This window comes from Bradyrhizobium sp. URHC0002 (genome assembly GCF_054059515.1).
Map to the genome: position 1 here is coordinate 6,435,440 of NZ_JBSSCF010000001.1, position 12,974 is coordinate 6,448,413.

General features: G+C 63.7%; 12 protein-coding genes. 8 read left to right on the top strand and 4 right to left on the bottom strand.

The features are described from left to right. The first annotated feature begins 6 nt into the window (after positions 1-6). The 6 genes from radA (at position 7) to ACVWVY_RS31525 (ending at position 7,330) form a co-directional block, all read left to right on the top strand. Positions 7-1,476: a DNA repair protein RadA gene (gene radA / locus ACVWVY_RS31500; protein ID WP_456630029.1), complete on the top strand. Its 1,470-nt coding sequence runs from the start codon at positions 7-9 to the stop codon at positions 1,474-1,476. Between the two features lie 164 nt (positions 1,477-1,640). Beyond that, positions 1,641-2,270: a CvpA family protein gene (locus ACVWVY_RS31505; RefSeq protein ID WP_456632354.1), complete on the top strand. Its 630-nt coding sequence runs from the start codon at positions 1,641-1,643 to the stop codon at positions 2,268-2,270. A gap of 29 nt (positions 2,271-2,299) precedes the next feature. Beyond that, on the top strand, positions 2,300-3,817 hold the full coding sequence (gene purF / locus ACVWVY_RS31510) for an amidophosphoribosyltransferase (RefSeq protein ID WP_456632355.1): 1,518 nt from the start codon (positions 2,300-2,302) through the stop codon (positions 3,815-3,817). 134 nt (positions 3,818-3,951) lie between these two features. After that, the gene (locus tag ACVWVY_RS31515) at positions 3,952-4,692 is read left to right on the top strand and encodes an SDR family NAD(P)-dependent oxidoreductase (RefSeq protein ID WP_456630030.1); all 741 of its coding nucleotides are present in this window, start codon (positions 3,952-3,954) and stop codon (positions 4,690-4,692) included. A gap of 181 nt (positions 4,693-4,873) precedes the next feature. Next, positions 4,874-6,010, top strand: a complete 1,137-nt coding sequence (locus tag ACVWVY_RS31520; RefSeq protein ID WP_456630031.1) for a hypothetical protein — start codon at positions 4,874-4,876, stop codon at positions 6,008-6,010. Positions 6,011-6,103: 93 nt separating this feature from the next. Then, entirely contained in the window at positions 6,104-7,330 is a 1,227-nt protein-coding gene (locus ACVWVY_RS31525) for an ABC transporter substrate-binding protein (protein ID WP_456630032.1), read from the top strand. 110 nt (positions 7,331-7,440) lie between these two features. Here ACVWVY_RS31525 and ACVWVY_RS31530 read toward each other — a convergent pair whose 3' ends face one another. From ACVWVY_RS31530 to ACVWVY_RS31545, 4 genes are read right to left on the bottom strand one after another with little or no spacing between them, the layout of a single operon-like run. Further along, the gene (locus ACVWVY_RS31530; RefSeq protein WP_456630033.1) at positions 7,441-8,688 is read right to left on the bottom strand and encodes a TCR/Tet family MFS transporter; all 1,248 of its coding nucleotides are present in this window, start codon (positions 8,686-8,688) and stop codon (positions 7,441-7,443) included. After that, on the bottom strand, positions 8,685-10,070 hold the full coding sequence (gene der, locus ACVWVY_RS31535) for a ribosome biogenesis GTPase Der (protein ID WP_456630034.1): 1,386 nt from the start codon (positions 10,068-10,070) through the stop codon (positions 8,685-8,687). Before der ends, ACVWVY_RS31530 begins: the two co-directional genes overlap by 4 nt. Positions 10,071-10,125: 55 nt before the next feature. Beyond that, positions 10,126-10,647: a hypothetical protein gene (locus ACVWVY_RS31540; RefSeq protein ID WP_456630035.1), complete on the bottom strand. Its 522-nt coding sequence runs from the start codon at positions 10,645-10,647 to the stop codon at positions 10,126-10,128. A 29-nt stretch (positions 10,648-10,676) separates the two neighbouring features. Further along, complete coding sequence (locus ACVWVY_RS31545; RefSeq protein ID WP_456630036.1) at positions 10,677-11,330, bottom strand: tetratricopeptide repeat protein; 654 nt, start codon at positions 11,328-11,330, stop codon at positions 10,677-10,679. A 277-nt stretch (positions 11,331-11,607) separates the two neighbouring features. Between ACVWVY_RS31545 and ACVWVY_RS31550 the strand changes: the two genes are divergently transcribed. After that, entirely contained in the window at positions 11,608-12,441 is an 834-nt protein-coding gene (locus tag ACVWVY_RS31550; protein ID WP_456630037.1) for a hypothetical protein, read from the top strand. Positions 12,442-12,565: 124 nt separating this feature from the next. After that, positions 12,566-12,868 (top strand): hypothetical protein, encoded by a 303-nt coding sequence (locus ACVWVY_RS31555; RefSeq protein WP_456630038.1) that lies wholly within the window; start codon positions 12,566-12,568, stop codon positions 12,866-12,868. Positions 12,869-12,974: the final 106 nt, after the last annotated feature.

Below are 12,974 nucleotides of genomic sequence, written 5' to 3' on the forward strand. Positions count from 1 at the left end.
CCCTTCATGGCCAAATCCACCCTCGCCTTTGTCTGCCAGAACTGCGGCGCGGCGTATAACCGCTGGCAGGGCAAGTGCGAGTCCTGCGGTGAGTGGAACACGCTGGCCGAGGAGGACACGGCGGGCAGCGTACCGGTCTCGATCCGTTCGAAGCGCCGCGGCCGGACGTTTGCGCTGGAATCGCTGACCGGCAAAACCCAGGACGCCCCGCGCCTGTCCTCCGGCATGACGGAGCTCGATCGCGTCACCGGCGGCGGGTTTGTCCGCGGCTCGGTGCTTTTGGTCGGCGGCGATCCCGGCATCGGCAAGTCGACGCTGCTGACGCAGGCCACCAGCCTGATGGCCCGTGCCGGCCATCGCGTGGTTTACATTTCGGGCGAAGAGGCCGTGGCGCAGGTGCGGCTGCGCGCCGAACGGCTGGGGCTGGCGGACGCACCGGTACAGCTGGCCGCCGAAACCTCGGTCGAGGACATCGTATCGACGCTGTCGGAAGGCGCGGTGCCGCGCCTGATCGTGATCGATTCGATCCAGACGATGTGGACCGACACGGTGGAATCAGCGCCGGGAACGGTGACGCAGGTCCGCGCCTCGGCGCAGGCGCTCATTCGGTTCGCCAAGAAATCCGGTGCGGCCATCATCCTGGTCGGACACGTCACCAAGGACGGCCAGATCGCCGGTCCCCGCGTGGTCGAGCACATGGTCGACGCGGTGCTGTCGTTCGAGGGCGAAGGCTCGCAGCAGTTCCGCATCCTGCGCGCGGTCAAAAATCGATTCGGCCCGACCGATGAAATCGGCGTGTTCGAGATGACGGGCCTCGGCCTCCGCGAAGTCTCCAACCCCTCGGAATTGTTCCTGTCGGAACGCGATCTGGGCAGCCCGGGCACCGCGGTCTTTGCCGGCATCGAAGGCACCCGCCCGGTGCTGGTGGAATTGCAGGCATTGGTGGCGCCGACCACACTCGGCACCCCCCGGCGGGCCGTGGTGGGCTGGGACCCGAGCCGGCTGTCGATGGTGCTGGCGGTGCTGGAGGCCCATTGCGGCGTCAAACTGTCCGGCTACGACGTCTATCTGAACGTGGCGGGGGGCCTGCGCATCCAGGAGCCCGCGGCCGACGTCGCCGCCGCAGCCGCCCTGGTGTCATCCTTGGTGAACGCACCGTTACCAACAGATGCGGTCTATTTCGGCGAGATTTCGCTCTCCGGCGCGGTCCGGCCGGTGGCGCAAACCTCCGCCCGATTGAAGGAAGCCGCGAAACTGGGATTTGGGCGCGCCGTTCTGCCCGAATCGGCCCGTGGCGAGGTCGGTGGCGATGGCGGGCTTGCGCTGAACAGCATCGGCGGCTTGACCAGCCTGGTCGCCGATATCGCGGCACGTGGCAGTCCGAGAGGCGCAGGCTCCGGCAACCGGGACGCCAATCGCGAGGGTGTGACGGAGAAAAATGCCACACCGGCGCGATTCCGTCGTGAAAACAGCTAAAGCGGCGTGACGCGCACCGCCCTCGCCGCTATACAACGCGCGCGAAAGGCGGACGGGATGGCGCGATATCCGGCCTTGCGGGATGCGCCGTCTGCCCCTCACTTGGGGTGATCCTGACCGCCGATTCGCTGCTTGAGAACTTACGAGCGGAACCTGACCAGCCGATGCCGATAACGATACTCGATCTCGTCCTGCTCGGAGTAATGCTGATTTCGGGGCTGCTCGCCATGGTGCGCGGCTTCATGCGCGAAATCCTGTCGATCGCGGCATGGGGCGCGGCGGCGCTGGTGACGCTGTATGCCTTCTCGAAGCTGCTGCCGACCGCCAAGACTTATTTCAATAACGACACGGTGGCTTCCGTGGTGGTGGTGGCCGGCACCTTCCTCGGCACGCTGATCGTGGTCTCCGTCATTACGGTGCGGATTTCGGACATGATCCTGGATTCCCGGATCGGTGCGCTCGACCGCACGCTTGGATTCCTGTTTGGGTTGGGTCGCGGCCTTTTGATCGTGGTGGTCGCGTTCCTGTTCTTCAGCTGGCTGGTCCCGGACAAGCAGCGGCCGGACTGGATCACCAATGCGAAGTCCCGAACAGTGCTGGATGGAACCGGGCAATGGTTAATGTCGCTCTTGCCGGACGACCCCGAGAACACCATCTTAAAGAGATTCAAGAAGAATAAACCTGAAGACGATCAAACTGACGCCGACCAGGCAGCCCCTGCGTCCGGCGATGGCTACAGTAAACCTGCCCGCGACAGCCTTAAAAAGCTGATCGAGAAACCGGCGGCACGCTAATTCTGGCCAAAAGAGAGGCGATGGACGCGATGCAAAAACCTTCCGATCCCGCCGGCCAACTCGATCCGAATCCTGATTTAGATCTTGGCATCGAGTTGCAGGACGATCTCGAAGGCGACACGCTACGCGAGGAATGCGGCGTGTTCGGCATCTTCGGCCACCCCGAGGCCGCCGCCATCACAGCGCTCGGACTACACGCCCTTCAGCATCGCGGCCAGGAGGCCGCCGGCATCGTCTCCTTCGACGGCAGCCGCTTCCATTCCGAACGCCGCCTCGGTCTCGTCGGCGATACCTTCTCCCGCCGCGAAGTGATCGAACGCTTGCCCGGCATTATGGCGGTCGGCCATGTCCGCTATTCCACGACAGGCGCGACCATCCTGCGCAACGTGCAGCCGCTGTTCGCCGAGCTCAATGCCGGCGGTTTCGCGGTCGGGCACAACGGCAATCTCACCAACGGACTGACGCTGCGCCGCGAACTCGTGAAGAACGGCGCGATGATGCAGTCGACAACCGATACCGAGGTCATCCTGCATCTGGTCGCGCAATCCAGGCGCGGCCGTTTCATCGACCGCTTCATCGAGTCGCTGCGCGCGATCGAAGGCGCTTATGCGCTGGTCGCGCTCACCAACAAGAAGCTGATCGGCGCGCGTGATCCGCTCGGCATCCGCCCGCTGGTGCTCGGCGATCTCGACGGCCGCCCGATCCTGACCTCGGAAACCTGTGCGCTCGACATGATCGGCGCCAAATACGTCCGCGACATCGAGCCCGGCGAAATCATCGTGTTCGACGAGGCCGGGGCGCACAGCCACAAGCCGTTCCCGCCGAAGCCGCCGCGGCCCTGTATCTTCGAATATATCTATTTCTCGCGGCCGGACTCTATCGTCGGCGGCCGCTCGGTCTACGACGTCCGAAAAGCCTTCGGCGCGCAACTCGCGCGCGAGAGCCATGTCGAAGTCGACGTCGTGGTGCCGGTGCCGGATTCCGGCGTCCCCGCCGCCCTTGGCTACAGCCAGCATTCCGGCGTGCCGTTCGAACTCGGCATCATCCGCAACCATTACGTCGGCCGCACCTTCATCCAGCCGACTCAGAGCGTGCGCGAACTCGGCGTGCGCATGAAGCATTCGGCTAACCGCGCCGCGATCGAGGGCAAGCGCATTATCCTGATCGACGACTCGCTGGTGCGCGGCACCACGTCGAAGAAGATCGTGCGCATGATGCGCGACGCCGGCGCCCGCGAGGTTCATTTCCGCCTCGCCTCGCCGCCGATCCTGTATCCCGACTATTACGGCATCGACCTGCCGGACCGTGGCGGCCTTCTCGCCGCCACCCATTCGCTGGAAGAGATGCGCGACATCATCGGCGCAGACTCGCTGGCGTTCCTGTCGATCGACGGCATGTACCGCGCCATGGGCGAGCCGGGCCGCGATCCCGCCAATCCGAAATTCTCGGACCACTGTTTTACCGGCGCCTATCCGACCCACCTCACCGACCAGACCCAGGTCGAGCCGCAGCCCCGGCAATTGTCGCTGCTGGCGGAGGCGAGCTGACGGCGCGCATACGGCGAATAATCCAGTAATTTTCCGTCATGGCCGGGCTTGTCCCGGCCATCCACGTCTGTAAAACCCGCCGCAAAGACGTGGATGCCCCGGAACAAGTCCGGGCATGACGAAAGTGGCACGACATGACCAAACCCCTCGCCTCCCGGATCGCCCTCGTCACCGGCGCCTCACGCGGCATTGGCTATGCCACGGCGCGCGCGCTCGCCCGCGCCGGCGCGCATGTCGTGGCCATCGCGCGCACGCAGGGCGGGCTGGAGGAACTCGACGACGAGATCCGGAAAGACGGGGGCAGCGCCACGCTGGTGCCGCTCAACCTCACCGATTTCGACGGCATCGCCCGGCTCGGCGCAGCGCTGCACGAGCGGCACGGCAAGATCGATATTCTCGTCGGCAACGCCGCGATCGCCGGCCCCTCCTCGCCGCTCGGTCATATCGAACTAAAACCCTGGAACGACGTGATGGCGGTGAACGTCACCGCGAACTTCCAGCTCATCCGGTGCATGGACCCGCTGCTCAGGGTCTCGGACGCCGGCCGCGCCGTTTTCGTGACCTCCGGCGCCGCCAGCAAGGCAAATGCGTATCAAGGGCCCTACGCGGCCTCGAAGGCCGCGCTGGATACGCTGGTGCGTTCCTGGGCCAACGAGACCGTGAGCACGAAACTGCGCGTCAATCTGTTCAGCCCCGGCCCGATCCGCACCCGCATGCGCGCCAGCGTATTTCCCGGCGAAGATCCGACGACGCTGGATACGCCGGAACAGGCGGCAGAATTCATCGTGCCGATGTGCGCGCCGGAGTGGAACGAGACCGGCAAGTTGTACGACTACAAGACCCGCACGCTGATGAGTTTTCGCGCGCCGGAGTAAGGGTGCGAGTTTCTCGCGTCATTGCGAGCGAAGCGAAGCAATCCATGTTGCCGCTTGTTGAGGCATGGATTGCTTCGCTACGCTCGCAATGACGGTGTCCACCGTTGACTCCCAGACCTCCCCACGATTGACTGCCTCCCCAGCGGGAGAACCCGCCAAGAAAAATCATCGGGAGGCACCCATGACGCCGACGCTTAATCGCGCCCGCCAAAATCTCTCCAGAACCATCGCAGCCTGCTTCACCGCCGCAATGCTGATTGCAACGCCCGCACCGTCACACGCCGGCGACATCCCGACTTTCGCCGTCGACGCATCCTGGCCAAAACCACTGCCGAACAACTGGATCCTCGGCCAGGTCGGCGGCATCACCGTCGATGCGCAGGGCCATATCTGGGTGATCCATCGTCCGCGCTCGCTGACCGACGATGAGAAGGGTGCTGCGCTGACCCCGCCTCGCTCGAAATGCTGCGTGTCGGCGCCGCCGGTGCTCGAGTTCGATGCCGACGGCAATCTGCTGCGCTCCTGGGGCGGCCCCGGCGAAGGCTACGAATGGGTCGGCCGCGAGCACGGTATCGAAGTGGACGAAAAAGGTTTCGTGTGGGTCGGCGGCAACGCCGACAACGACAACGCGATCCTGAAATTCACCGGCGACGGCAAGTTCGTGATGCAGATCGGCACGATCGCGCCGAGCAAGGGCTCCAGTGACACCACGCAACTCGGCAAGCCCGCCGAGACCGCGGTCGACCAGGACGCCAACGAGATCTATGTCGCCGACGGCTACGGCAATCGTCGCGTCATCGTGTTTGATGCGACGACTGGCGCCTACAAGCGGCACTGGGGCGCCTATGGCAAACCACCGAGCGACGACAAACAGCCGCTCTACGATCCCAATGGACCGGCCCCGCAGCAATTCGCCAACCCCGTGCACTGCGTGAAGCTGGCCAATGACGGGTTGCTCTATGTCTGCGATCGCATCAACAACCGCATCCAGGTGTTCAGGAAAGATGGAACCTTCGTTAAGGAATGGTTTTATGAAAAGAACACGCGCGGCAATGGCGCGGTGTGGGATATCGCGATCTGGCCCGACCCGAAGCAGACCTATTTGCTGAGCGCCGACGGCGAGAACAACGAAATCCGGGTGCTGAAACGGGACGATGGTACCGTGGTCGGCAGTTTTGGGCGCAACGGCCGCAATGCCGGCCAGTTCCACTGGATTCACGCCATGGCGGTGGATGCCAAGGGGAACGTCTATACCGCCGAGGTCGATACCGGTAAGCGGATCCAGAAGTTCAAGCTGACCTCGGACGCGCTACGATAGGTGCATTGCCCGGCCCGGCGAGAAGGACTATCGCAAGATCGCTGGCAGGTTCCGCAAAGAGAGCCGGCGAACAACCATTTCTGGAGGAATACCATGACGATTAGAATTGCGCGGCGCTTCGCCGCCTCCGTGGCACTTGCCGCACTCGGCCTCGCGACGCCAGCATTGGCCCAGGACAAGACCGTCAAGATCGGCGTGCTGAACGACATGTCGAGCCTCTATGCCGACATCGGCGGCCCCAATTCGGTGGTTGCGATCAAGATGGCAGTCGAGGATTCCGGCCTGACCAAGAAGGGCTGGAAGATCGACGTCATCAGCGGCGACCACCAAAACAAGCCGGATGTCGGTGTCAACCTTGCCCGGCAATGGATCGACAACGACAAGGTCGACGCGATCGCCGACACGCCGAACTCCGGCGTCGCGCTCGCCGTCAACAACCTCGTCAAGGAAAAGAATAACGTCCTGCTCAATTCGGGCGCGGCGACGGCGGACCTCACCGGCAAGGCCTGCACGCCGAATACTGTCTCCTTCACTTACGATACCTACATGCTCGCCAACGGCACCGGCAAGGCGCTGACCAAGGCCGGAGGTGACTCCTGGTTCTTCCTCACCGCCGACTATGCGTTCGGTCATGCACTCGAGCGCGACACGTCGGCCGTCGTGACCGCCAATGGCGGCAAGGTGCTTGGCGGCGTCAAGGCTCCGATCAATACCGCCGATTTCTCGTCCTTCCTGCTGCAGGCGCAGGCCTCCAAGGCAAAGGTTATCGGACTAGCCAACGCCGGCGGCGACACCACCAACTCGATCAAGCAGGCGGCCGAATTCGGCATCGTCGCGGCCGGCCAGAAGCTCGCCGCGCTGCTGCTGTTCATCAACGACGTGCACTCGCTCGGGCTGAAGACCGCGCAGGGCCTGACGTTCACGGAATCCTTCTACTGGGACCAGAACGACCAGACGCGCGCCTGGTCGAAGCGGTTCTCCGCACTCGCCAACAAGAACGCGATGCCGTCGATGACGCAGGCCGGCAACTACGCCATGGTGCTGCATTATCTCAAGGCAATGGAAGCGCTCGGCGGCAATCCGCATGACGGCGCCAAGGTCGTCGCCAAGATGAAGGAATTGCCGACGGATGATCCGCTGTTCGGAAAGGGCCCGCTGCGCGCCGACGGCCGCCGTCTCATCCCGGCCTATCTGTTCGAGGTGAAGAAGCCGGAAGAGTCAAAGGGACCGTGGGATTACTACAAGCAGATCGCCACGATCTCGGCGGAAGATGCCGCCAAGCCGCTCGAAGCCAGCGAGTGCCCGCTGGTGAAGAAGTAACGGCGTAGCGGGGAGCGTAGGGTGGGCAAAGGCGCACTTGCGCCGTGCCCACCATCTCTGCGGATTTCCTCGTGAATGGTGGGCACGCTGCGCCTTGCCCGCCCTACGATTCAGCGCTTAGGCGCCAGCGTCCGCCACGCGATCAAAAGCCCCAGCCCAAGCAACGCCGCCGCCAGCAGGAATGGTGCACCCGGCATTTTGAACGGCGCCCCATCGCTGATGAAGTAAGCAAACGTCAGCGTGAACAGAAACGGTCCCACCATCTGGGCGATGCTGTTGACGCTGTTGGTCGCCCCCTGCAACTGGCCCTGCTGATCGGGCGCTACGAGCTGCGTCGTCAGTGCCTGGATCGCCGCCCCCGCCACGCCCCACAGCGCCATCACGGGAATGCCGAGCCAGAACAGCGGCCCGCTCGGAGCGGCGCCATAGATGAAGAATCCCAGCGCGCCGCAGGCAAGCCCCAGCAACAGCGCGCGGCGCTCGCCGAGGCGCTTGACGATCGGGCCGACGCCCGCGCCCTGCACCACCATGGCGCAGACGCCGACCAGGGCCAGCGTCAGGCCGACGGTCGTCGTGTCCCAACCATATCGATAAGTGGCGTAGAGCACGAAGGTGGAGGGCAACACCACATGCGCAACCTGCCCGAAGAAATTCGCCAGCGACAGGCCGGCGAGAATCCGGTTGGAACGCAAGAGATGCAATGCGCCGAGCGGGCTGGCGCTTTTCCAGCGGAACGGTGCGCGGCGTTCCGGCGGCAGCGATTCAGGCAGGATCAGCCAGCCGTAGAGCGTATTCGCAAAGCTCAAACCTGCCGCGATCCAGAACGGCAGGCGCGGATCCATGCCACCGAGCAGCCCGCCAATGGCGGGACCGAGAATGAAGCCGGCGCCGAAGGCCGCGCCAATCTTGCCGAACACCGCGGCACGCCGTTCCGGCGGCGTCACGTCGGCGATATAGGCAAAGGCGGTCGAGATGCTCGCGGACGTAATGCCTGAGATCACGCGGCCGATGAACAGCCAGGTCAGCGACGGCGCCAACGCCATCAGCACGTAATCCAGCGCCAATCCAAAATTCGATAGCAGCACGACCGGCCGCCGGCCAAAGCGGTCCGAGAGCGCGCCAAGGATCGGCGAGAACAGGAACTGCATCAGCGCCCAGGCGGTGCCGAACAGGCCGAAGATCCGCGCAGCGGTTGCGGTATCGTTATCGACAAAACTCTCCACGAGTTTTGGCAGGATCGGCAGGATCAGGCCAAGCGCGAGCATGTCGAGCAGGATGGTGACGAAGATGAAGGCTGCCGCGCCGCTGCGCGCCGGCGGCTTGTCGTCGGCAACAGCGGTGGACGCCTGTTCGCTCATGACGGCCGCTTGCGCTTATGGGCGAACGGATTGGCCTTTTCGCGCAGTGTAATCCGTATCGGCGTACCCGCCAGGTCGAAGGCCTCGCGCATCGAGTTGGTGAGATAGCGCAGATAGGATTGTGGAACGGCGTCGGCGCGCGAGCAGAACAGGATAAAACTCGGCGGCCGCGCCTTGGCCTGTGTAATGTAGTTCAGCTTCAGCCGCCGGCCGGAAACCGCGGGCGGCGGGTTGGCGTCGACCGCCTGCTCGAACCAGCGATTGAGCGTGGCCGTCGGCACGCGCTTGTTCCACACCGCGTAGGCTTCCTGGATCGCCGTCATCAGCCGGTCGATGCCCTCGCCCATCAGCCCCGACACCGCGACGACAGGCGCGCCCTTGACCTGCGGCAGCCAATGATCGACATCGGTTCGCAGCGCGGAAATCAGACTTCCCTTCCGCTCCATCAAATCCCATTTGTTGACCGCGAGCACGATCGCCCGTCCCTCGCGCTCGATCAGATCGGCAATCCGCAGGTCCTGTTCCTCGAACCGGTTCTGCGCATCCATCATCATCACGACGACTTCGGCAAAGCGCACCGCGCGCAGCGCGTCCGCCACCGACAGTTTTTCCAATTTCTCCTCGATCCGCGAACGCCGCCTGAGCCCTGCGGTGTCGAACACGCGGAACTCGCGTCCCTGCCAGGTGATCTCCACCGAAATGGAATCGCGCGTGGTGCCGGCCTCGGCGCTGGTCAGCAACCGCTCCTCGCCAAGCAGATGATTGATCAGCGTGGATTTTCCGGCATTGGGGCGGCCGACGATGGCGACGCGGATCGGACGCTGCGCGAGTTCCTCGTCTGATACGATGATGTCGTCGTCGTCGAACTCTTCACCCTCCTCGACCGGCTCCGGCATCAGCACGCGTAGCGCATCGTAGAGGTCGCTCAAACCCTCGCCATGCTCGGCCGAAATCTGGATAGGATCGCCGAGACCCAGCGCGTAGGATTCCATCGCGCCGACTTCGCCGTGCTTGCCTTCGCTCTTGTTGGCGACCAGCACCACCGGCTTGTTGGCGCGGCGCGCGAAATCGGCAAAGGCGCGATCGTTGGGCGTTAGCCCAGCGCGCGCATCAATCACGAACATCAGCGCGTCGGCAAGACCGATCGCGGTTTCGGTCTGCTCCTGCATCCGCGCGGTGAGCGAGCCCTTGGCGCCCTCGTCGAGGCCGGCGGTGTCGATCACGGTAAATTCGAGATCGCCGAGGCGCGCATCGCCCTCGCGGCGGTCGCGGGTGACCCCAGGCTCGTCATCCACCAGCGCAAGCTTCTGCCCAACCAGCCGGTTGAACAGCGTCGACTTTCCGACATTGGGCCGGCCGATGATGGCAATCGTAAAGGACATAAATGATCCAAACGCCCTTTTTCCAAAGGCGTGTCAATCGAACGGATAGAAGAAATCAGCGCGTGAACGTACCGCTCGGCATCGGCGCCGGGAAAGCGGATTGTTGCGGGGATTGCGCAGGCGCGGCCGATTGATCCGGCGGCGGCGCGGTGGTGCGCTTGCGCACGATCTTGGCCGGCTTGGGCGCCGGCGGCGCGGCGGTGGTGCCGCCTTCTTCCTCGGGTGCGGCGTCGGGGTCCGCTGCTGCTGCAGCGGCGGGGGCGGCAGCCTGTTTGCCCTTGGATTTCGCGCCACGCTTCGATTTCGGCTCTTCCGCCGGCGGAGGCGCGGCAGCCTGCGCGTTCGGGTCGTCAACCTGCTGGCGGGAGCCCTTGTAGAGTTCCTTCGGCACGCCCTGCTCAAGGCCCGGCACGCCTTCGGGGAACACCGGCTTGCGGTCACCAGGCAGCTTCTTCTTAGTATCGAGGAAGTCGAGCAGATCGGACGGGTCGAAATTGCCAGTGCTGCCACAGCCTGCCAGCGCACCCGAAAGCGCGATGAGGACAGCGGTTGCGATCAAACGTTGCGGGCGGCGCATACTGGATTTCCCAATTCGTTCTGCCGGTATCAGCTTTTGGCGACCGGCGGCAGCAAGGCCTGCAGCGCTTCGGCACGCGAGCGCAGGCTCGGCGGCGTTTCGCCGTCATTGGCGATCAGGTCCAGCCATTGTCGCGTTGCCGTAGCGTCGTTGGCGCGCCAGGCCGACAGCGCCAGCAATTCGCGCGCGGTATGGCGAAAGGTAGCGCCGGGCGCAGCAGCGGCCTCGAGGCGCTCTTTCATGTTGGGATAGCTGGTGCTTTCCAGCAGCAACTGGGCGGCGCGAATCCGCGACAGATCCTGCTCGGCGACGCCGACGCTGCGATCAGCGGCGATCTCATCGAACATCTTTGCCGCGGCCTGCGGATCACGGTTGGCGGCTTCCGCCGCCATGCGCAACCGCGCCAGCACGCGATAGCCGAACGGCGCCTTCGCAACCAGATCGGCGAAGGCCGCTTCGGCCTCGGTGTGCTTGTTGGCGTCCGAGAGTTCGACGGCCTTGTCGAACGCAGCTCCCGCCTCGGCCGCCTTCTTGGCTTCCAGGTACTGGTAGCCGCGCCAGCCGCCCACGGCGGCGATGATCAAAATCATGCCGGCAATGATATAAAGCGAGTATTGGTCCCACAGCTTTTTGAGCTGATCGCGACGGACCTCCTCGTCAACTTCGTCAAATAATTCAGACACTTAAAGGTATCCCATCCCCGAGGAACCGCGCCTTGGGCGGCAGCGTCGTGCGCCCGATCCCCGCATCGCCGCGACGTAGCCTATCGATATGGCGGTGGCAAGGCAAAGCGAGGCGGATCAAAGCGTTAACAACGGCTCCGGGGACCCTGCGAAATCGCCTGACAATGTTGACATCACGGTTCAAAGTTTGGCGTAATCCCGCCCGCTTCCATTTCGAATCTTACCCCGATTTCCTGGGTGTTTCATGCCTCGCCATGCGCTGGTTTCGATGCTTGCCATGAGCTTGGTAGCGGGACTGACATCCCTCCCCGCGGCGTCCATGGCCGACGACATCAGGCCGAAGGCACCCGAGACGGCGTTCTCGGACAAACTCCGCCCCGACATTTTGGGTATCTCGACGGAATCGAACGCCGAATCCGCGCGCGCCGTCTTTGATTCCCTGTTCAAGGGCCACACCGACACCAAGACCGACATCCAGCAGCAGAAATTCGGTGGCGCCAGCTATGTCGCTGCGCTGAATTTCAGCCTCCCCGCCAGTTCGAAACAGAACGGCGAAATGCTCTCGACGAACTTCTCCTCGCCCGCGAGCGCCAACCGCGCTTATTTCGTGGCGCGCAATCTCACCTTCGCCCAGGACCAGCAGCCGTCGAAGGCGGACATGATCAAGGAAGTCATGGGCAAATACGGCGTGCCCACCATCGTCGGCGATCAACACCTGTATTACATCTACCGCAAGGGCTCGATCATGTCCGTCGGCGGCAAGTACAAGGAAGCGACCGCGCTGGAAGCGATCGACAAGCCGCTTGACCCAAGGGTCGCCGTCAAGCTCAACGGCGATACCGTCCGCGGTAGTTGCGTAGCGGTCGTCAAGCGCGCGCAGACCAAGGCCAAGGAGCCGGGCGCGATGCTGGCCGAGGCCAAGGGCGCGAATTGTGATGGCGTGTTGAGCGTGCAGCTCATCCCGGGCACGCCGGCCGACCGCGTCGGCATTGCGCAGTTCACCCTGCTTGACGTCAAGCAGTTCGTCAGCGCCGCCGCGATCGACGGCGCGGCGCTCGCAGCCGGGCCGAGTGAGGGCTCGATGCCCAAGGGCAGCGCACCGAAACTCTAGCTCTGCAGCGCTTTACGGCGACGGCAGACGCGCTCATCGTTGCCATCTGCCGGACGTTTTGAAACGTCGGCGGGAACCTTTCGCCCGCGCTGTCATTGAATCTCCGTTACATGGAGATCGGGCAATGCGCGAATTTCCTCAGAGTGTGCCCTATGGCGCCGATCAGACGGTCTATCTGGTCGTGGAAGGTCCAGGGCAGCATGGCATCGCTCGGCAAACCGAGCGCGATGACATCGAGACGGTTATTGCCGATCTTCTGTCGGGACAATTCAGTGACCCGATCGAGGTGGTCGCTTTCAACACGCTGGAGCACTGGAGCGACGATTTGTCCCAAGATATCGCGAGAGAAATCCGCTCTCGTTGCGACATCGACGGATACGATGTGCCTGTTTACCTGGACGAATTCGTAGGCAGAACCTCAGCTTGATCAGCGGCTGAAAAAATTGGTTAGGCGGGCAGGAAAATGAACTGGGTTTATTGGAATACATTTTGGTCGTTGGCCGTTAGCCTTGTCTGGTTCATGACAATCGTGT

What these genes read in the sequence shown, in the direction of transcription:
- radA (WP_456630029.1), top strand. Translation starts at nt 7, where the DNA reads ATGGCCAAATCCACCCTCGCCTTTGTCTGCCAGAACTGCGGCGCGGCG.
- ACVWVY_RS31505 (WP_456632354.1), top strand. Translation starts at nt 1,641, where the DNA reads ATGCCGATAACGATACTCGATCTCGTCCTGCTCGGAGTAATGCTGATT.
- purF (WP_456632355.1), top strand. Translation starts at nt 2,300, where the DNA reads ATGCAAAAACCTTCCGATCCCGCCGGCCAACTCGATCCGAATCCTGAT.
- ACVWVY_RS31515 (WP_456630030.1), top strand. Translation starts at nt 3,952, where the DNA reads ATGACCAAACCCCTCGCCTCCCGGATCGCCCTCGTCACCGGCGCCTCA.
- ACVWVY_RS31520 (WP_456630031.1), top strand. Translation starts at nt 4,874, where the DNA reads ATGACGCCGACGCTTAATCGCGCCCGCCAAAATCTCTCCAGAACCATC.
- ACVWVY_RS31525 (WP_456630032.1), top strand. Translation starts at nt 6,104, where the DNA reads ATGACGATTAGAATTGCGCGGCGCTTCGCCGCCTCCGTGGCACTTGCC.
- ACVWVY_RS31530 (WP_456630033.1), bottom strand. Translation starts at nt 8,688, where the DNA reads ATGAGCGAACAGGCGTCCACCGCTGTTGCCGACGACAAGCCGCCGGCG.
- der (WP_456630034.1), bottom strand. Translation starts at nt 10,070, where the DNA reads ATGTCCTTTACGATTGCCATCATCGGCCGGCCCAATGTCGGAAAGTCG.
- ACVWVY_RS31540 (WP_456630035.1), bottom strand. Translation starts at nt 10,647, where the DNA reads ATGCGCCGCCCGCAACGTTTGATCGCAACCGCTGTCCTCATCGCGCTT.
- ACVWVY_RS31550 (WP_456630037.1), top strand. Translation starts at nt 11,608, where the DNA reads ATGAGCTTGGTAGCGGGACTGACATCCCTCCCCGCGGCGTCCATGGCC.
- ACVWVY_RS31555 (WP_456630038.1), top strand. Translation starts at nt 12,566, where the DNA reads ATGCGCGAATTTCCTCAGAGTGTGCCCTATGGCGCCGATCAGACGGTC.